At 62.4% G+C, this 19,243-nt stretch carries 16 protein-coding genes; 10 read left to right on the top strand and 6 right to left on the bottom strand.

Features of this window, described 5'->3' with window-relative positions:
• Positions 1-17: 17 nt before the first annotated feature.
• From AC1RNA_RS14805 to AC1RNA_RS14795, 3 genes are all read right to left on the bottom strand, one after another.
• Entirely contained in the window at positions 18-914 is an 897-nt protein-coding gene (locus AC1RNA_RS14805) for an ABC transporter permease (RefSeq protein WP_009340457.1), read from the bottom strand.
• Positions 907-1,704 carry an ABC transporter ATP-binding protein gene (locus AC1RNA_RS14800; RefSeq protein WP_009340456.1) on the bottom strand — a complete coding sequence of 266 codons (798 nt, stop codon included), beginning with the start codon at positions 1,702-1,704 and terminating at the stop codon, positions 907-909. Before AC1RNA_RS14800 ends, AC1RNA_RS14805 begins: the two co-directional genes overlap by 8 nt.
• Positions 1,705-2,149: 445 nt before the next feature.
• Positions 2,150-3,649: a CoA-acylating methylmalonate-semialdehyde dehydrogenase gene (locus AC1RNA_RS14795; RefSeq protein WP_009340455.1), complete on the bottom strand. Its 1,500-nt coding sequence runs from the start codon at positions 3,647-3,649 to the stop codon at positions 2,150-2,152.
• A 153-nt stretch (positions 3,650-3,802) separates the two neighbouring features.
• On the opposite strand from AC1RNA_RS14795, the gene AC1RNA_RS14790 reads away from it, so the two are divergent.
• On the top strand, positions 3,803-4,690 hold the full coding sequence (locus tag AC1RNA_RS14790; RefSeq protein ID WP_009340454.1) for a LysR family transcriptional regulator: 888 nt from the start codon (positions 3,803-3,805) through the stop codon (positions 4,688-4,690).
• Positions 4,691-4,693: 3 nt separating this feature from the next.
• On the opposite strand, the gene AC1RNA_RS14785 is transcribed toward AC1RNA_RS14790, so the two are convergent.
• Positions 4,694-6,871: a TonB-dependent siderophore receptor gene (locus AC1RNA_RS14785; RefSeq protein WP_492951591.1), complete on the bottom strand. Its 2,178-nt coding sequence runs from the start codon at positions 6,869-6,871 to the stop codon at positions 4,694-4,696.
• Here AC1RNA_RS14785 and AC1RNA_RS14780 point away from each other — a divergent pair.
• From AC1RNA_RS14780 to AC1RNA_RS14740, 9 genes are all read left to right on the top strand, one after another.
• Positions 6,870-7,142 carry a hypothetical protein gene (locus AC1RNA_RS14780; RefSeq protein ID WP_492951590.1) on the top strand — a complete coding sequence of 91 codons (273 nt, stop codon included), beginning with the start codon at positions 6,870-6,872 and terminating at the stop codon, positions 7,140-7,142. The two genes, AC1RNA_RS14785 and AC1RNA_RS14780, sit on opposite strands and share 2 nt — an antisense overlap.
• A 122-nt stretch (positions 7,143-7,264) precedes the next feature.
• Entirely contained in the window at positions 7,265-9,049 is a 1,785-nt protein-coding gene (locus AC1RNA_RS14775) for an acyl-CoA dehydrogenase family protein (protein ID WP_492951589.1), read from the top strand.
• A 153-nt stretch (positions 9,050-9,202) separates the two neighbouring features.
• Positions 9,203-9,949 carry an enoyl-CoA hydratase-related protein gene (locus AC1RNA_RS14770; protein WP_009340451.1) on the top strand — a complete coding sequence of 249 codons (747 nt, stop codon included), beginning with the start codon at positions 9,203-9,205 and terminating at the stop codon, positions 9,947-9,949.
• A gap of 54 nt (positions 9,950-10,003) precedes the next feature.
• Positions 10,004-10,936 carry a histone deacetylase family protein gene (locus tag AC1RNA_RS14765; protein ID WP_009340450.1) on the top strand — a complete coding sequence of 311 codons (933 nt, stop codon included), beginning with the start codon at positions 10,004-10,006 and terminating at the stop codon, positions 10,934-10,936.
• A 73-nt stretch (positions 10,937-11,009) separates the two neighbouring features.
• Positions 11,010-11,261 (top strand): exodeoxyribonuclease VII small subunit, encoded by a 252-nt coding sequence (locus tag AC1RNA_RS14760; protein WP_009340449.1) that lies wholly within the window; start codon positions 11,010-11,012, stop codon positions 11,259-11,261.
• Positions 11,262-11,445: 184 nt separating this feature from the next.
• Positions 11,446-13,362, top strand: coding sequence for a 1-deoxy-D-xylulose-5-phosphate synthase (gene dxs / locus AC1RNA_RS14755; RefSeq protein ID WP_492951588.1), 1,917 nt, complete (start codon positions 11,446-11,448; stop codon positions 13,360-13,362).
• 38 nt (positions 13,363-13,400) lie between these two features.
• Positions 13,401-14,132, top strand: coding sequence for a TlyA family RNA methyltransferase (locus AC1RNA_RS14750; protein ID WP_492951587.1), 732 nt, complete (start codon positions 13,401-13,403; stop codon positions 14,130-14,132).
• Positions 14,132-15,373 (top strand): class I SAM-dependent RNA methyltransferase, encoded by a 1,242-nt coding sequence (locus AC1RNA_RS14745; protein WP_492951586.1) that lies wholly within the window; start codon positions 14,132-14,134, stop codon positions 15,371-15,373. The genes AC1RNA_RS14750 and AC1RNA_RS14745 overlap by 1 nt, the downstream gene beginning before the upstream one ends.
• 227 nt (positions 15,374-15,600) lie before the next feature.
• Positions 15,601-17,283 carry a methyl-accepting chemotaxis protein gene (locus tag AC1RNA_RS14740; RefSeq protein ID WP_009340445.1) on the top strand — a complete coding sequence of 561 codons (1,683 nt, stop codon included), beginning with the start codon at positions 15,601-15,603 and terminating at the stop codon, positions 17,281-17,283.
• Positions 17,284-17,350: 67 nt separating this feature from the next.
• Here the strand turns inward: AC1RNA_RS14740 and AC1RNA_RS14735 are convergent, their stop codons facing one another.
• Together AC1RNA_RS14735 and aroC are read right to left on the bottom strand one after the other, a co-directional pair.
• Positions 17,351-17,950, bottom strand: coding sequence for a hypothetical protein (locus AC1RNA_RS14735; protein WP_492951585.1), 600 nt, complete (start codon positions 17,948-17,950; stop codon positions 17,351-17,353).
• An 88-nt stretch (positions 17,951-18,038) separates the two neighbouring features.
• Complete coding sequence (gene aroC, locus AC1RNA_RS14730) at positions 18,039-19,121, bottom strand: chorismate synthase (protein WP_492951584.1); 1,083 nt, start codon at positions 19,119-19,121, stop codon at positions 18,039-18,041.
• Between the last annotated feature and the right edge of the window lie 122 nt (positions 19,122-19,243).

The raw sequence follows: 19,243 nt of genomic DNA, 5'->3' as shown, positions 1-19,243 counted from the left end.
AAATGCCCTTTTTAGATTTAAGACTGCATGCCCCAACGATCGATGGTGTTGGCCTCGATCGCCCGGAAGATCACGTTCTCAACCACAAGACCGATGATGATGACGGTCAACAGACCGGCGAACACCGTCGGGATATCGAGACTGTTCTTGTTTTCGAAAATAAACCAGCCCAAACCGCCCGAGCCGGACGACACACCGAACACGAGTTCAGCCGCGATCAAAGTGCGCCAGGCGAACGCCCAGCCGATCTTCAGGCCGGTGAGGATGCTCGGGAACGCCGCCGGGATCAGGATCTTGCTGATGTAACGGAATCCGCCGAGACCATAATTACGCCCGACCATCTTGAGCGTACGGCTCACCGACAGGAAGCCGGAGTGCGTATTCAGCGCGATCGCCCACGTCACCGAGTGCACCAGCACGAACACCAGCGAGCCGTTGCCAAGGCCGAACCAGATCAGCGCCAGCGGCAACAGCGCGATGGCGGGCAGCGGGTTGAACATCGACGTCAGGGTTTCGAGGAAATCCGTGCCGATCCGCGTGGTGATCGCCAGCGCCGTCAGAACAGCCGCCAGCGTGACACCGGCCGCGTAACCCATCAACAGCACCTTGATGGACGACCATGCACGCGCCGGCAGAACGCCGTTCCCGATGTTGGTGAAGAACGCGCTCATGGTTTCGCTGAAGGTCGGGAACAACAGATTGTTGTTCAGGTAGCGGCCATAGATCTCCCACGCCAGTGCAAGAAACGCGAGGATAATGATCTTGCGCAGCCAGGTCTGGTTGTAGAGCCGGCCGATCAACGGCAACGGCTTCTCCACCACCAGCGGTACCTGCGATGTTTCAGATGCATCCCGCACGAATTCGGCGCGGTGAGGCGCCACGATCTTCTGCGCGGACAAGGTCACGTCAGACATTTTCCGCCTCCTCGATGGTGTCAGCAAACAGCATAGTCTGGATGCGATGCTCCAGTTCGGCGGCTTCCTCGCCGTGCACGCCGCCGTTCAGCTCGGCCTTCACCTGACCCGGATGCGGCGACAGCAACAGAATGCGGTTGCCGATCTTGATCGCTTCGGGAATCGAATGCGTAACGAACAGCACCGTGAAGCGCGTCTCGTCCCACAGCATCAGCAGTTCGTCCTGCATCTTGCGGCGCGTCAGCGCGTCGAGTGCGGCGAACGGCTCGTCCATCAACAGGATGTCCGGCTCCATCGCCATGCCGCGTGCGATTGCGACACGCTGCTTCATGCCGCCCGAGAGCATGTGCGGATAGCTTTCAGCGAACTTTTCCAGATTGACCTTGCGAATGTAGTGCATCGCCTTGTCTTCGGCTTCGCGCGCACCGAGCTTGTTGGTGCACAGCAAAGGAAACACGACGTTTTCCTTCACCGTCTTCCACGGCAGAAGCTGGTCGAACTCCTGAAACACCATCATCCGGTCTGGACCGGGATGACGGATCAGCTTGCCCTTCAGCTTCATCTCGCCTTCGGTCGGAGGCATGTAGCCTCCGACAGCCTTCAAAAGGGTCGATTTGCCGCAGCCGGAGGGCCCAAGCAAAATGAAACGGTCGCCCTGAAAGACGTCAAAGTCGATGCGATAAGTCGCGGTTACGAGATGATTAGGCGTCTTGTACTGGAGCGTGACGCCTTTCACCTCCAAAAGCGGTGCAGTGTTCAATCGTTCCTCCCGGCCAACGCGCGCGAGCATCTACGTGCCCTTGCCCTGTCGAAATTGAAAGAGATGGTCTCTCCAATGATGGAGTGCAGGAGGCAATGTTTCTCTCCATGAGAGGCCGCCCCTGAAAACAAATGGCCCGGCGTCGCCAAGCCGTAAGGCTTCGCGATTTCGTCGGACCATTTTGCAGGCTACGTGCCGTCTCATGCCGTTGCGCCTCTCCCGCTCAACCGGGGCTATCCGCCCTCTTGTTCTGGCTAGCGTGCCATCGTCCGGCCGTTCTGTAAAGATGTCATATGTCTGATATAAGACTTAAGCCTTCAATTTCTTCAGTTCCTGTCCCGTCATGCAGAACATGCCGCATCTGGCATGCCAGACTTTGCGCACCGACATAAAAAAACAGCCGGTAAAACCGGCTGTTTTTGATTTCTGGAATTTTCGTAATGTCAAAAACCGGAACGAACGAGATGTCCGATGGCTACGACATATTTGGAATGGAGAACTCCGCACCGGATGCAACGCCGACCGGCCACCGGCTCGTGATGGTCTTGAGCTTGGTGTAGAAACGGACACCTTCCGGCCCATGCATATCGTGATCGCCGAAGAACGATGCCTTCCAGCCACCGAACGAATGATAAGCCATCGGAATTGGGATCGGCACATTGATGCCGACCATGCCGACCTGAATGCGATGCGCGAACTCGCGTGCTGAATCGCCATCGCGGGTAAAGATCGCGGTACCGTTGCCGTATTCGTTCTCGTTGATCATCTTCGCCGCAGTGTCGTAGTCCGGCGCGCGCACCACGGACAGCACCGGCCCGAAAATCTCGTCCTTGTAGATCTTCATGTCGGTGGTGACGTTGTCGAACAGCGAGCCGCCGAGGAAGTAGCCGTTCTCGTAGCCCTGCATCTTGAAGTCGCGCCCGTCGACCACGAGCTTCGCGCCTTCCGACACGCCGGTGTCGATATAACCGTGGACGCGGTCGCGGTGCGCCTTGGTGACGAGCGGCCCCATCTCGGCCTCGAGATCCGGGCCGGGTCCGATCTTCAACCCCCTCACCCGCGGCGTCAGTTTCTCGATCAGCGTATCGGCCGTCTTCTTGCCGACCGGCACCGCAACCGAAATCGCCATGCACCGCTCGCCGGCCGCGCCATAGGCCGCGCCCATCAGCGCGTCGACCGCCTGATCCATATCCGCGTCGGGCATGATGACCATGTGGTTCTTCGCGCCGCCGAGGGCCTGGCAGCGTTTTCCTTCATGTGTCGCGGTCTGATAGATGTAACGCGCAATTGGCGTCGAACCGACGAAACTGATGGCGGACACATCCGGGTGTTTCAGCAAGGCGTCCACCGCCTCCTTGTCGCCCTGCACGACATTGAAGACGCCATCCGGCACGCCGGCTTCCTTGAGCCAGTCGGCCATCAGAAGCGAAGCGGACGGATCGCGCTCCGACGGCTTCAGCACGAAGGTGTTGCCGCAGACCAGCGCCACCGGAAACATCCACATCGGCACCATGACCGGGAAATTGAACGGGGTGATGCCTGCGACGACGCCGAGCGGCTGGCGAATGGCGTAGCTGTCGACACGGGTGCCGACGTCCTCGCTGTAATCACCCTTCAACAGATGCGGCGCGCCGGTGGCGAACTCCACCACTTCAAGGCCGCGCTGCACTTCGCCGCGCGCGTCGGTCAGCAGCTTGCCGTGTTCCTGCGAGACCGCCTTGGCCATTTCCTCGCTGCGCTCTTCAACGATGCGCTGAAACTTGGCGATGATCCGGGAGCGGCGCAGCGGCGTCACGGCAGCCCAGGCCGGAAACGCGCGGCGCGCGGCTGCAACCGCCTGATCGACTTCCGAGGCGCTGGCGAGCGCCACGTTCGTCACCTGCTGGCCGATCGCGGGATTGAAGATCGGCGCGACGCGGCCGCTTTTCCCGGCCACCCGCTGGCCGTTGATATAATGTGAGATGTCCGAAGCCATGATTGTTCTCCCGGGGCTGTTATTCGAGGCTGATTTTGCGCCTCGCGGCCCCCTGGACCAACCAACACTATTGTCCCACCGTTGTGCAAAAATTAAAGTACCTGATATGGCGGTGCACGAAAACCCGCATCAGCTTCAGGCACGGACACTGGCATGGATTGGGATCGCGTTCGGATTTTCCTTGAGGTGGCCAGGTCCGGCCAGATTCTCGGGGCCGCGAAAAAGCTCGGCCTCAATCACGCCACCGTGGCGCGACAACTCAGCGCACTCGAACGCGAGATGAAGACCCGCCTCGTCAAACGCGACACCACCGGTTGCACGCTGACGCGATCGGGCGAGGCTCTGATGGCGACCGCCGAGAAGGTCGAATCCGAATTCCTACGGGTCGGATCGCAGCTTGCCTCGACATCAGACCGGGTGACAGGGACCGTACGCGTGGGCGCGCCGGACGGGATCGGAAACTACCTTCTCGCCGAACAACTGGGCGCGCTCGCTGCCATGCATCCCGAACTGATCGTGCAACTCGTGCCGCTGCCGCGCACCTTTTCACTTTCGAAACGGGAAGCCGACATCGCGATCATGGTGGAGCGGCCGAAGGAAGGAAGGCTCATCACCACCAAGCTGACCGATTATTCGCTCAGCCTCTATGCGTCGAAGCAATATCTCGACCGCTATCCGCCGATCCAAAGCGAGGCCGATCTCGCGGGCCATCTGTTCATCACGCAGGTGAGCGATTTCGTTTACAGCCGCGCGCTCGACTATTCGTCCTACTTCGACACCGTGATGTCGCGCCGTTACGAATGCGGCAGCGTCGTCGGCCAGGTCGAAGCGGTGCGCGCGGGGCACGGCATCGGCATCTTGCATGACTACGCGACCCGGCGTTATCCCGAACTGCGGCGGCTGCTGCCGGAAATCCGCTTCGTGCGGACCTACTGGCTGGTGTCGCACCCCGACACGCACGCCACGCGACGCGTGCGCGAGGTCCATCGTTACATCGCAGCACGCGTCCGCGCCGAGCGCCGCCATTTCATGATCGAGTGAAGTTCACCACTTGTAGCGCAGCGTCGCGATCACCTCGCGTCGCAGGCCGTAATAGCAGCCGAAGTTCTGACAGACCGAGACATAGGTCTTGTCGAACAGGTTGGTCGCATTCACCTGCACCTTGTAGCCCTTGAACTGCGGCCCGAGCGCGGCGAGGTCGTAGTGGAGGCCTGCGTCGAACAGGGTCACGCCGGGCACTTTATAAGTATTGGCATTGTCGCCATACGTCTCGCCGAGATAGCGAACGCCGCCCGACAGGCCGAAGCCGTCAAGCTGGCCGCCATGGAAGGTGTAGTCCGCCCACGCGGCCGCCGAATTCGCGGGCATGCCGATCGGCCGGTGGCCCTGCGCCGGAGCAGCCGCCCGCGTGTTGAGAAGATCCATGTAAGTGTAGGACGCCAGCACCGAGAGGTTGCGGCTGATCTCGCTCTTGGCTTCAAGTTCGACGCCGCGCGAACGAATTTCCCCGGTCTGTATCTGATTTTGCGGATCGTTCGGATCCTGCATTTTGATATTTTGCTGCGTCAGGTTGTAGATTGCCGCAGTCAGCAGCGTCCTGGAATTCAGCTGATACTTGATGCCGACCTCTTCCTGCTGGCCCGTGGTCGGCTTGAACGGACTTGCCGTCCTCTGCGCAGTCCCGACGATCGGCTGGAATGATTCCGTGTACTGGATATAGGGCGAAACGCCGTTGTCGAATTTGTAGAGCAGTGCGGCACGCTTCGACGTCGCCTGGTCCGAGCTTGGCGTTACGACACCAGCCAGAGTTTGCGTACGCGAGTCCGCCCAGTCGTGACGCACGCCCAGCAGCGCAACCCAGCGGTCGAACTTGATCTGATCCTGCACATAGAGTCCGACCTGATCGAAATCCTGCTTGGCGCCAGTGGTCACCGGCATCACCGGGATATTGGCGGCACCATAAATGGGATTGAAGGCATTGATCGATCCGACATTGACACCGTTAGCGCTCGATCCGCCCCGGGTCTGGTCCGTCCCTATCGCATAATCGACGCCGAACAGCATGGTGTGCTGGAACAGCCCGGTGGAAAACTTGGCTTCGGCCTGATTATCAATCTGGAAGCTGCGCAGCTTCTCGGCGGTCCAGAACGCACTGCGCTGGATAGCATCGGGAGTGCCGACACCGCTCGGGTAAACCAGCTGCGTATAGGTATCGTTGTCGCTGTAACGCAGGTTCTGCCGCACGGTCCAGACATTATCGAAGCGATGCTCGGCGAGATAACCCACCGAGCCATATTCACGGCTGGTCTTGTCGAAATTCGGCTCGCCCGAATAGAAGCTGGTCGGGATGCGGCCAAGCGGCGTGCTGAAGACGGTGCCGACACCGCCCGGCAGCAACTGATTATAGAACCCGGCCTTCGGATCTTTCTGATAGGTGCCCTGGAAAGTGATCGTCGTGTCGTTGGTGGGCCGCCACGTCAGCGACGGTGCGATCGAGACTCGCTGATAGCCGGTATGATCGACCTGGCTGCCGACATCGAAGCCCGAGGCAGTGATGCGGTAGAGCCATTCCTTGTTCTTGTCGATCGGTCCGCTGAGGTCGACGCCGCCCTGAATGCGACCATAGCTGCCGGTCGACACGAACATCTCATGATACGGCTCGAGCGTCGGCCGCTTGCTGACCAGATCGACAAGGCCGCCCGGCGAGGCCTGCCCATACAAGATGGAGGCTGGTCCATGCAGCAATTCCACCCTCTCGAGGTTGAACGGATCGATGAGGTTGTAGGCAAAGCCGCCGCTGAAGAGCTTCAGCGAATCGAGATATTTGTCGGCGAGAAAACCGCGGATATAGACCTGATCGAAACGGACATCCGCACCTGCCGGGTCGACGCGGGCGCCGGACACGTAGCGCACCGCCTGCGCGATGCTCTGCGCGCCCTGCGCCTGAATCTGGTCCTGTGTCACCACCGAGATCGCCGCCGGTGTTTCGATCAACGCAGCATCCGTCTTGGTGCCGGTGGCGCTGCGGTTGGCGACGATGCCGTCGACATGCCCAAATGCGGATTCGGTCGGGCGGGCACCTGTTCCAGCATTGGCAGGCGTCACAACATCGCGTCCGTTGTTGCGCGCGCGTCCCGAGGAGCGGGCGCCTCGATTATTTTGTGCATCGCGTTTCTTGGCGCGTTTCGACGCGGCGCCCTGCACCACCACCGGACTGAGCATGGTGGGCGAACTGGAAGGCGCGCTTTGCGCCCATATCTGCGATTCAAAACCGAACGAAAACGTCAGTACGCTTGCCGCGCCCAGAAGTGTTGCGCGCGATATCTTCAATGCCGAAACAGTCACGAAAAACGCCCCCGAATTTTGCCGATATGTCTCGTCGGCACCCGGTGCGTTCCTTAATCTCCCGCATCGTAAAACTGCCTTAGAAGCCCTCGAAAAGCGCGGCTTTCGCGTTAGAATCCGTCAAGATCAGAACGGTTCAAAAGAGTGATCGGGCACGCCGAAGAATCGGCTACGCTGCTTGCCAACGAGTGGTAATGAATTTCCGAAACTAGATTTTTCAAAACGTTTTGCGTTTGTTGAGAGACGCTCCTGCTTACGAAAGATCTTGCCATGACCTATCGCGCGCCCGTCGAGGATATCCTGCTCGCACTCAACTACGGTGCCGCGCTGAATGAAGCGATCCGCGCCGGGCATTACCGCGATTACGATGCCGACACCGCCAGCGCCGTGATCGAGGAGGCCGGGAAATTCGCAAGCGAAGTACTCGCGCCGCTCAACCGTGTCGGCGACGAACACGGCGCGACGCTGAAGGACAATAAAGTCACCACGTCGCCGGGATGGCCTGACGCATATAAAGGCTGGACCGAGGCGGGCTGGAATTCCCTCACCGGCGCGGAGGAATTCGGCGGGCAAGGCCTGCCGATCGTGCTGCACGCCGCCTGCAGCGAAATCTGGAGCGCGGCGAACATGGCGTTCGGGCTGTGCCCGCTGCTCACCGCAGGCGCCATCGAGGCCATCAGCGTTCACGGCGCGGACGACCTCAAACATATCTATCTCGCCAAACTCGTGTCCGGCGAATGGACCGGCACCATGCAACTCACCGAGCCGCAGGCAGGCTCCGACGTCGGCGCGCTGCGCACCCGCGCCGAGAAACAGCCGGACGGAAGCTATCGTCTCTCGGGCACCAAGATCTTCATCACCTACGGCGATCACGACATGACCGGGAACATCGTGCATCTCGTGCTCGCCCGCCTGCCCGGCGCGCCGGAGGGCACCAAGGGTATTTCACTCTTCGTGGTGCCGAAATTTCTCGTCAACGCCGACGGCTCGCTCGGCGCGCGCAACGATATTTACGCCAGCGGCCTCGAACACAAGCTCGGCATCCACGGCTCGCCCACCTGCACCATGACGATGGGCGACAAAGGCGGCGCGGTCGGTTATCTGCTCGGCGAAGAAAACAACGGCATGGCCTGCATGTTCACGATGATGAACCAGGCCCGCCTTGGCGTCGGGTTAGAGGGCGTCGGCATCGCGGAGCGCGCGACGCAACAGGCGTTCGCTTATGCCCAAGTGCGCAAGCAAGGCCGCGCGCTCGGCCACAAAGGCGGCGAACCCGATCCCATCGCCGTGCATCCAGACGTAAAGCGCAACCTCCTGACCATGCGCGTCCTCACCGCCGCCGCGCGCACGATCTGCTACGCCACCGCGGTCGCGATCGACATTTCGCATGAAGCCAAGGACGAGACCGCGCGCGAAAAAGCCGATGCCCGCGCGGGGCTGCTGACGCCGCTGGCGAAAGCCTTCTCCACCGACATCGCCAACGAGGTCGCGGCATTGGGCGTGCAGGTGCATGGCGGCGCGGGCTTCATCGAGGAAACAGGCGCCGCGCAATACGTGCGCGATGCGCGCATTCTCACCATCTACGAAGGCACCAACGGCATTCAGGCCAACGACCTCGTGATGCGCAAGCTCGGCGCCGACAAGGGCGCGGCGGTGCGCGACCTGCTCGACGAACTCGAACAGATCGTCACGCGTGTCGAGGCGTCAAACGATCCTGCATTCGGCGCGACCGGCGCGATCCTGCGCGAGGCAATCGGATCAGCCGCGCGCGCCAGCGAGTGGCTGCTGGAGAAAATTATGAACTCCTCGGACGAGGCGCTGGCGGGGGCGACACCTTATCTTCGCCTGCTCTCGCTCGCGACCGGCGGCTGCATGTTGGCGCGGCAGGCTCTCGACGGGCGCACGGATGATGCGCTGCGCGACCATGCCCAGCGCCGCATGCCGCTGGTGCGTTTCCTTGCCGAAAACATGGTGGTGCAAGCTCCGGCGTTGGAGCAATCCATCATCCGGGGCGGCGGCGCGATCGATGACGCCGACATGACGCTCGCGGATTAGGCGGATTCTGCAATTTTCGCAGCCATTTATTGCCCCGGTCAGGGCATCGGTCTCCCCAGATCATTCGGCAAAGCCGACGCTTGCCCATATGGGCAGCCCTGCGGATCATGTAAGGTGAGTCCGATTGACCCGCCCGCAAGGCCAAGGATCTGCATGCCCGATCACGTCATCGTCACGGATGAAGAATCAACCCGCATCATCAAGCTGCGACGGCCGGAAAAAAAGAACGCGCTCACGCAAGGCATGTATGATGCGATGCGCAATGCCATCGACACCGCCCAGAATAATCCCGCGATCCGCTGTCTGATGATCACCGGCGGCCTTGGCGTGTTCACCGCCGGCAACGATCTCGAGGATTTCCAGAGGGCCGCCGGCGGCGAGCCGCGGCCGATCAGCGCCGTCAAGTTCATGTACTCGTTGGTGCAGAACGCCAAGCCCCTGATCGCCGCCGTCGACGGCATCGCGATCGGCATCGGCACCACGATGATGTTCCATTGCGATTACGTGGTCGCAAGCACCTCCGCTTCGTTCTCGACTCCCTTCATTCATCTCGGCCTCGTGCCCGAAGGCGCATCGAGTCTGCTCGCGCCGATGACGATGGGACATCAGCGCGCGTTCTCGATGCTGCTGATGGGGCGCCCCGTCAGCGCCGAGGAGGCCGAACAGGCAGGTTTCGTCAACGACGTGGTTGCGCCCGGTCACGCCGAGGTCGAGGCGCTCAAGGTTGCGCGCGAAATCTGCGCGCTGCCTGCCGAGGCCCTCGCGACCTCGCGAAAATTATTGCGGCCGCCGCCGGAAGAACTCTTGCGCCGGATCGACCAAGAGAGTCATCTGTTCGGCGAGCGGCTCTCCTCGCCCGAGGCGGTTGCCGCATTCGCAGCATTTTTTGCGCGTAAATAACCCTTAGGTTCGCACTCGTTAAGTTTGTACCCGTTCCATCTGCAAGGATTGTCCATGTCTACTCTTCTGCTGACGCATACCGCTTCCTCCCTCAATCACAAGGTGAGCGAAGGCCATCCGGAGCGTCCCGACCGCATCCGCGCGATGGAGAAGGCGCTGAGCCAGGACATCTTCAAGCCGCTGGTGCGCGAGGAAGCGCCAATGGGCGACATCGAGACCGTCAAGCTGTGCCACGACGAAAGCTACGTCGATGAGATCCGCGAGATGGCACCGAAGCAGGGCATCGTCTACATCGACGGGGATACGATGATGTCGCCCGGCACCTGGGAAGCCGCGATGCGCGGCGTCGGCGGCGCCAATGCGGGCGTCGACGCGGTGGTCAGCGGCAAAGCGCAGAACGTCTTTGTCGGCACCCGCCCCTGCGGCCATCATGCCGAGCGCAACCGCGCGATGGGCTTCTGCATTTTCGATCAGGCCGCGATTGCCGCGCGCTACGCGCAAAAAAAGCACGGCATCGGCCGCGTCGCGGTGGTCGATTTCGACGTGCACCACGGCAACGGCTCGCAGGACATTTTCTGGGCCGATCCGACCGTGATGTATTGCTCGACGCACCAGATGCCGCTGTTTCCCGGCACCGGCGCCACGCAGGAGCGCGGCGAGCACGACACCATCGTCAACGCGCCGATGCGTCCGGGCGAAGGCGGCCCGAAATTCCGCGAGGCGTTCGAGGGCGTGATCCTGCCGCAGCTTGAGAAATTCTCACCCGAACTCGTCATCATCTCGGCGGGCTTCGACGCGCACTGGCGCGATCCGCTCGCCAACATCCAGCTCGACGAGAAGGATTTCGGATGGGTGACGAAGAAGCTGATGGACGTCGCCGACAAGAGCGCGGGCGGACGTATCGTCTCGGTGCTCGAAGGCGGCTACGACCTGCAGGGCCTGCACGATTCGATCGTTGAGCATGTCAGCGCCCTGATGGGGCACTGAACCGCGCCACATTGCGTCCGCAAATCAGACCTACGCTTTGAGAAGCGCCACAGAATCGACCGGGGAACACTCTATGGCCAGTAACAGCCACGCCGACATCAAGACGATGACATTCGAGCGCGCGATCGAGGAACTTGAATCCATCGTCAAGCGTCTGGAAGACGGCAAGGTGCCGCTGGAAGAATCGGTCGCGATCTATGAGCGCGGCGAGACGCTGAAGCGGCGTTGCGAGGAACTGCTGCGGCTCGCGGAGGCACGGGTGGACAAGATCACCACCGACGCCACTGGCGCGCCCGCGGGCGTGGAGCCGCTCGACGTCCGCTGAGGTTTTCGGCCAGGCGCAGCCCCTGCCCGGCTTTCGGCTGCCACCGGATTGGCCGGTTTTGCAACGCCATTTTCCGGCGGTCCGGCACATTGGCATGACTTTGGAATTGGTATAAAGCCTCGGCACATACGGCGCGGCCACAGGCCAGACAGCCGTTTTTCCTTTATTTCTGCAAGGCTTGACCGTGTCTCAGACCAGCACGACCCCGTTGCTCGATACCATTCCGACCCCCGACAAGCTGCGTGCGCTTTCGCCCGAGCAGTTGCCGCAGGTCGCGGACGAACTGCGCCGCGAAATGGTCGATGCCGTCTCCGTCACCGGCGGCCATCTCGGCGCGGGCCTCGGCGTGGTCGAACTGACGGTCGCATTGCACTATGTGTTCAACACGCCCGACGACCGCATCATCTGGGACGTGGGCCATCAGGCCTACCCGCACAAGATTCTCACCGGACGCCGCGACCGTATCCGCACGCTGCGGCAGGGCGGCGGCCTATCCGGCTTTCCGAAGCGCGCCGAGAGTGAATACGATGCTTTCGGCACCGCGCATTCCTCGACCTCGATCTCCGCCGGTCTCGGCATGGCGGTTGCGCGCGACCTGCAACAGGGCAACAACAACGTCATCGCGGTGATCGGCGACGGCTCGATGTCGGCGGGCATGGCCTATGAGGCGATGAACAACGCGGGCGCGCTGAACTCACGCCTGATCGTCATCCTCAACGATAACGACATGTCGATCGCGCCGCCGGTGGGTGCGATGTCCGCCTACCTGGCGCGGCTGATCTCCAGCCAGACCTACGGCACCGCGCGCGAGATTTTGAAGAATATCGCTCACCGGATGCCGAAATTCTTCGAGGACCGCACCTTGCGCGCGGAGGAATATGCGCGCGGCATGGTGGCGGGCGGCATGCTGTTCGAAGAACTCGGCATGTTCTATGTCGGCCCGATCGACGGCCATAACCTCGACCACCTGCTGCCAGTGCTCACCAACGTGCGCGACAATGGCACCGGCCCGGTGCTCATCCATGTCGTCACCAAAAAGGGCAAGGGCTATGCGCCGGCGGAGGAATCCGACGACCGCTATCATGGCGTGGTGAAGTTCGATGTCGCCACCGGCAAGCAGTTCAAGACAAAGTCGAACGCGCCCTCCTACACTTCGGTGTTCGGCAACAGCCTCACCAAGGAAGCGCAGAAGGACGACAAGATCGTCGCCATCACCGGTGCGATGCCGGGCGGCACCGGCGTCGATATTTTCGCCAAGTCGTTTCCCGAGCGCACCTTCGATGTCGGCATCGCCGAACAGCATGCGGTGACGTTCGCGGCGGGCCTCGCCACCGAGGGCTACAAGCCGTTCTGCGCTCTGTATTCCACCTTCCTGCAACGCGGATACGATCAGGTCGTGCACGACGTCGCGATCCAGAATCTTCCGGTGCGCTTCGCCATTGACCGCGCGGGCCTTGTTGGCGCCGACGGCCCGACCCATGCGGGCGCGTTCGACAACACCTATCTCGGCTGCCTGCCGAACCTCATCATCATGGCGGCAGGCGACGAGGCCGATCTCGTCCACATGGTCGCAACGCAGGTTGCGATCGGCAACGCGCCGAGCGCGCTGCGTTATCCGCGCGGCGAAGGCCTTGGGCTTGAACTGCCGGATGTCGGCGTGCCGCTCGAAATCGGCAAGGGCCGCGTGCTGCGTGAAGGCGCGAAGGTCGCGCTGTTCTCGTTTGGCACCCGGCTCGGCGAATGCCTCAAGGCCGCCGACGAACTGGAATCGTACGGCCTATCCACGACAGTTGCTGACGCGCGCTTCCTCAAGCCGCTCGACATCGACCTCACGCTGAAACTCGCGCGCTCGCATGACGTGCTGATCACGGTCGAGGAAGGCGCGATCGGTGGCTTCGGCACCCATGTCATTCAGGCGCTCGCCGATCATGGCGCGCTCGACAAGGGTGTGCGGGTTCGCTCGATGGTACTGCCCGACATCTTCATCGATCAGGACAGTCCCGCAAAGATGTACGAACAGGCCGGGTTGGATGCGAAAGCCATCGTGGCGAAGGTGTTCGAGGCGCTCGGCAAGGGTGCGCCGTCCAGCAAGCTGGCGTAAGCTGGCTCACGTCATCCTGAGACGTGAAAGGCGCGGCCATGACCGAACGCAAACGCGCTGATGTGCTTCTGGTCGAACGCGGCCTGTTCGAGAGCCGCGCCCGCGCGCAGGCCGCTATCGAAGCCGGATCGGTGACCGCCAACGGCAAGGTCGTCGCCAAAGCCTCGGAAACGATTGCAACTGACGCGGACATCAGAGCCGAGCCCGCGCATCCGTGGGTGTCGCGCGGTGGCGTCAAGCTCGCGGCGGCGCTGGAGCGCTATCCGCTCGATATCGAGGACCATGTCTGTGTCGATGTCGGCGCGTCCACCGGCGGCTTCACCGAAGTTCTACTCGCCAACGGCGCGAGCCTCGTCTTCGCCATCGATGTCGGCACCGCGCAACTGCATCCGAGCCTGCGCGGCAATCCCCGCGTCATCTCTATGGAAAACACCGACATCCGCTCGCTCGAAGGCCGCCGTCTCGAAAAGCGCCCGGATGTCGCCGTGATCGATGTGAGCTTCATCTCGCTGAAACTCATATTGCCCGCGGTGTTCTCCTTCACCGCCGCGCCGATGCAGATGCTCGCGCTGATCAAGCCGCAATTCGAGGCCGGGCGTGCGCAGATGAAGAAGGGCATCGTCCGCGACGAGGCCGTTCATCGCGCCATCTGCGACGATATCGCGGCCTTCGCCACCGCGCAGGGCTGCACCGATATCGAGGTGTTCCCCTCAGCCATTGAGGGCGGGGACGGCAACCGCGAATTCTTCCTCGGCGCAAAGCGCGGCTGATGCAGGTGGAGCGCCTCACCATCGATCATGTCGGCCAGCACGGCGACGGCGTCGCCTTCGATGGCGGCCGGAACATCTATGTCCCCTACACGCTCGGCGGCGAAGCCGTCGATACGGCAGCCTCGCCCGGCAGACCTGCGGACCGGCGCGATCTCGTCCAGATCATCACGCCGAGCCCCGAGCGGATCGCGCCCTTCTGCGAGTATTTCGGCGTCTGCGGTGGCTGCGCGATCCAGCACTGGCAGGTGGATGCCTATCGCAATTGGAAGCGCCTCCTTGTCGTGGATACGCTGAAGCAGGCCGGCATCGCCTGCGAGGTCGGCGCGCTCGTCGATGCGCACGGCACCGGACGCCGCCGCGCCACCTTCCATGCGCGGCAGGGATCTGGCGAATTGCGCGTCGGGTTTGCCGCCGCCGGACGGCACGAGATCGTGCCAGTCGGCCATTGCCCTATTCTCGATCCGGCGATGGATGGCGCGATCGCGGCGGCCAATGCCATTGCCGAGCTGCTGAAGCCCGTCGCCAAGCCGCTCGATATTCAGGTCAGCGCCACCGACAATGGCCTCGACGTCGACGTGCGCGGCTCCGGCCCGCTCGACACCGCGATGCTCACAAAGCTCTCAGGACTGGCGAAGGAGCACCGCCTCGCCCGGCTGACGCGGCATGGCGAACTGGTGCTGCTTCAAGCTCCGCCGACCGTGCGCGTCGGACGTGCGACCGTGACGCTGCCCGCAGCCTCGTTCATGCAGCCGACGCAGGCGGGCGAGGAAACGCTCGCTGCTCTGGTCGCAGAACGATGCAAGGGGACCAAGCGGATCGCAGATCTGTTCTGCGGCTTCGGCCCATTCGCGCTGCGGCTCGCGGAAAAATTCCGCGTCTCCGCCTTCGACAGCGACGCTGCCGCCGTCGCCGCGCTGAACGATGCCATCCGCGCCACGCAGGGCCTGAAACCACTCACCGCAGAGGCGCGCGACCTGTTCCGCCGCCCTCTCGTGCCGCAGGAATTGCGGGAGTTCGACGCCGCCGTGTTCGACCCGCCCCGCCAGGGCGCGGAGGCACAAAGCCGCCAGTTCGCGGCCAGCCGGCTGACGCACGTCGTCGCCGTGTCCTGCAACCCCGCCACCTTCGCCCGCGATGCCAAAATCCTGCTTCGCGGAGGCTTCAAATTAAGCGAGGTGACCCCGGTGGATCAGTTTCGCCACACCCCCCATGTGGAACTGGTGGCGCGCTTCAGTCGATAAATCTCCAAACCGCTGAAAATCGACATGAAACCGTCACTTGCCGTGACGGCATGAAGAGAAATTTACTAACATTTCACACTAACTTTATACCTTTGACACGCGGACCCCGTCTCTCGCGGGACGCTCGGTCCGACTGGAACTCGCCACCCATTTCCCCGCCGTTCGAGCCCATTTCGGGCAACGCGGCTTTGCGTTTTTCAAGGCTCACCAGCCTAAGGACTTTGACCATGCTCTCCAGGCTCTCGATCAGCGCCAAACTCATCGCTCTCGTCTCCGTTCTGCTGCTCTCGCTCGTCGCGCTGGGCACCTACTCCATCATCGAGATGCGGACGATCAACAAGTCGACCCAGGAAATCCGGGGCAACTGGCTTCCCAGCATCCGCCTGCTCGGTGAGATGCGGACCCAGGCCGCACGCTTCCGGGCCGTTTTGCGCGATTACCTCCCCGGGCCTGATGAAACGGAGATGCTCGACATCCAGAAGAATATCGATGCGCGATCGCGTGATTTCGTGAAGGCCTTCGAAGCCTACGGCAAGCTGGCCACCACGTCTGAAGAACAGGCGATGTACCAAGACTTGGGCACCGAATGGAAAGCCTTCCGGGCAGGGGCCGATGAAGTGATCTCCGCAGCTCGCAAATACGACTTTGCTCAGGCACGCAAACTGAACGCCACCAAGGTCGTGAAGGTCGGCCGGGCGATGGATGCCGCTCTCGCGAAGATCGTGGTCTTCAACGACAAGGGTGCCGATCGCGCCGGCGATACGGCCACCAGCGAGTACGAAAGAGCATTCCTGGTCATGCTCAGCGGGCTCGTTATCCTGATCCTGCTCGGCGCAACTGCTGCCTTCCTGATCGTGCGCGACGTCACGAAGGGCATTGCCTCGGTCGTCGAGCCGATGCAGTTGCTGGCCCAGGGCGATCTGTCCCCGGAAATTCCCCATCAGGGCAAGAAAACCGAGATCGGCAAGATCGCCGCGACGTTGCAGGTCTTCAAGGAGGCACTGGTCGCCAAGAAGGCGGCTGATGCTGCCGCCGCCGAGGAAGCGACGGCCAAAATGCAGCGCGCCGAAACCGTGGACGGCATCACCCGCAAGTTCGAGAGCATGATCGGTGAGCTTGTGACGTCGTTCTCATCCGCCTCCACCGAGATGGAATCCTCTGCGGGAACGCTGACAAAGGCCGCCGACGTCACCCAACAACTGTCGACTTCCGCCGCCAACGGCTCGCGCACCGTGTCGGAAAGCATCCAGTCGACCGCTGCCGCCACCGAGGAGATCACCTCCTCCGTCGGCGAGATCGGCCGCCAGGTCATGGAATCGAGCCGCGTCGCCCAGCGCGCGGTTCAGCAGGCCGAAAAGACCAACTCCAGCATCAGCGAGCTCTCCGCCGCCGCCGCCCGCATCGGCGACGTCGTCAAGCTGATCACCGCGATTGCCGAGCAGACCAACCTGCTCGCGCTCAACGCCACCATCGAGGCGGCGCGTGCCGGTGAGGCCGGGCGCGGCTTCGCGGTTGTGGCGTCCGAGGTGAAGGCGCTGGCATCGCAGACCGCGAAGGCGACCGACGAGATCGGCGCGCAGATCGCCGGGATGCAGGCCGCGACCGACGACTCGGTGGTGACCATCAAGGAGATCAGCGCGACGATCGACCAGATCTCGGAAATCTCCTCGGCCATCGCCGCCGCCGTCGAGGAACAGGGCGCCGCGACGCAGGAAATCGCCCGCAACGTCCGCCAGGCCGCCGAGCTTTGCTCGCAGGTTGCTGTCAACATCGACGACGTCAGCCGCGGCAACAGCGAAACGGGCGCAGCCTCCTCGCAGGTGTTCTCCGCCGCGCAGTCACTGGCGCAGGAAAGCACCCGGCTCCAGGTCGAGGTGCAGAGCTTTATCACCCAAATCCGCGCCGCTTAAGCAGCGCAGCTTTCACAAGCAAAAAACGGCGGCCGCCTGGCCGCCGTTTTTATTTGCTCGCACGCCATCACTGGCAGACGTTCACGGTGCGTTTGTGCCAGCCGCTGCGCGTGTGGTAGCGCTGAATGCGATAGCACCCGTCATAGTCGTTGTAGGCATAATCGTCGCCGTAATAGCCATCGTCGTAATAGGCGCTGTCGTACGGGTAATCGTCGTAATAGCCACCATAGTAGCCGTAGCCGAACGCCAGCCCCGGTGCGAAGAAAGCATGGCGCCGGCCGTGGTGATGCCAGCCGGAATTCCCGTTATTCCAGTGGTGATACTGCATGTTCTGCGACATGCGGGCGGTGTTGCTGAACGAGCGATTCACCGTCGCATTCCGCATCACGCCTGAATTGGTGGACGCGAAACTGTTGCGGACGCCGCCGTGCGCCGCAAAACTGTTGAATCCTCCGCCGCCGCGAGCAAAGCCGCCGCCGCCGAAATGCGCGCCGCCCCCTCCACCGAAGTGAGCACCGCCACCTCCACCGAAGTGAGCACCACCGCCGCCACCCATGTGGCCACCACCGCCGCCACCGTGTCCGTGGCCCTGCGCCAGCGCGACGCCGGGATTGAACGCCGCCACGGCGCCGGCCAGCGCCGCACCCATCATGATTTTCCTGATCATCGCACACCTCCACATCCGTATCCGTGGAGATAATGTGCGAGGCTCTATTTCCTTCCCCACTCAGTAAGTTGTGAACGAGGAACCGGCGTCACGTGCCGTTCTGGCCGCGGTGCCGCAAAAAGTGATCCGCCAGCACGCAGGCCATCATCGCCTCGCCCACCGGAACGGCGCGAATGCCAACGCAGGGGTCATGCCGCCCCTTGGTGACGATATCCGTCTCAGCGCCGGAGCGATCCACCGTCCGGCGCGGCGTGAGGATCGACGAGGTCGGCTTCACTGCAAACCGCGCCACCACCGCCTGCCCGGTCGAGATACCGCCGAGAATGCCCCCGGCGTGGTTCGACAGGAACACCGGGCCGTTGTTGCCATGACGCATCTCGTCGGCGTTGTCCTCGCCGCGCAGTTCCGCCGCGCCGAAGCCTGCGCCGATTTCCACGCCCTTCACCGCATTGATGCTCATCATCGCCGCCGCGATGTCGCCATCGAGCTTGCCGTAGATCGGCGCGCCCCATCCAGCCGGAACATTCTCCGCGACAACTTCGATCACCGCGCCGATCGACGAACCGCTCTTGCGAATGTCGTCGAGATATTCCTCGAAGAATTGCGCCTTCACCGGGTCGGGACAGAAGAACGGATTGCGCGCGACCTCGTCCCAGTTCCAGTTGGCGCGATCGATCTTGTGCGGCCCCATCTGCACCAGTGCCGCACGTATCTTCACATCGGGAACGACCTTGCGTGCCACCGCGCCCGCCGCGACGCGCGCAGCGGTTTCGCGCGCCGACGAGCGGCCACCGCCGCGATAATCGCGGACGCCGTATTTGGCTTCATAAGTGTAATCGGCGTGACCCGGACGATATTTATCCTTGATGTCGGAATAGTCCTTCGAGCGCTGGTCGGTGTTCTCGATCATCAGCGCGATCGGCGCGCCGGTCGTCACCTGCCCGTGCTCTGTCTCCATCACGCCGGACAGGATCTTGACCTGATCGGCCTCCTGCCGCTGGGTGGTGAAGCGCGACTGGCCGGGTTTGCGACGGTCGAGGTCCAACTGGATTTCCTCAACGGTCAGCGGAATCCGCGGCGGGCAGCCATCCACCACGCAGCCAAGCGCCACCCCGTGGCTTTCGCCAAAGGTGGTGACGCGGAACATGTGACCGAAGGTATTGAAGGACATGGAGCTAATCCGGGCCGCACAAACTACGAAGTGTAGTCAAAATCACTACATTTCGTAGACGGATGTTACGATGATCGCAACAGCCGTCCTGGCCGCGCTTGACCCGGCCATCCACGTCTTAA

This window comes from Afipia sp. GW821-FHT14H12 (assembly GCF_058803465.1).
Note: the sequence above shows the minus strand (reverse complement) of the source record. Positions and strands in the feature narration are given on the sequence as shown.